Here is a 351-nt window from a genome sequence, read left to right as displayed (position 1 = left end):
TTCACTGATGTCTCCGTTAAGCGTCACTATCGGCGATGATGTTCAAATCATGCAAGATGATACGTTAGATATCGTCGAGCCAACCGTCGCAGATTTGGCCGCTGGCATTGTGACAACCACCACCATTGATGTGATGCCAAGTCAAAGTGCTGATGGCGCAACGGTGACGCAATTCACTTATGATGGCCAACTTCGAACGCTTGACCAAAATGATAACGGCGAGCAGCAGTTTAGCTTCACAGAAGGTGAACTATTCATCACTCTTGAAGGCGAAGTACGCTTTGAGCCCAACCGCAATCTAGACCACACGCTGAACGAAGACATCGTGAAATCAATCGTGGTGACATCTAG

General features: G+C 47.9%; 1 protein-coding gene. It reads left to right on the top strand.

From position 1 onward, the window contains the following. A partial coding sequence (locus AB4167_RS03300; RefSeq protein WP_372136127.1) for a hypothetical protein occupies positions 1-351 on the top strand: 351 nt, incomplete at both ends.

It is taken from the genome of Vibrio sp. 10N.286.49.E11 (genome assembly GCF_041469505.1).
GTDB lineage: Bacteria > Pseudomonadota > Gammaproteobacteria > Enterobacterales > Vibrionaceae > Vibrio > Vibrio crassostreae_C.
Note: the sequence above shows the minus strand (reverse complement) of the source record. Positions and strands in the feature narration are given on the sequence as shown.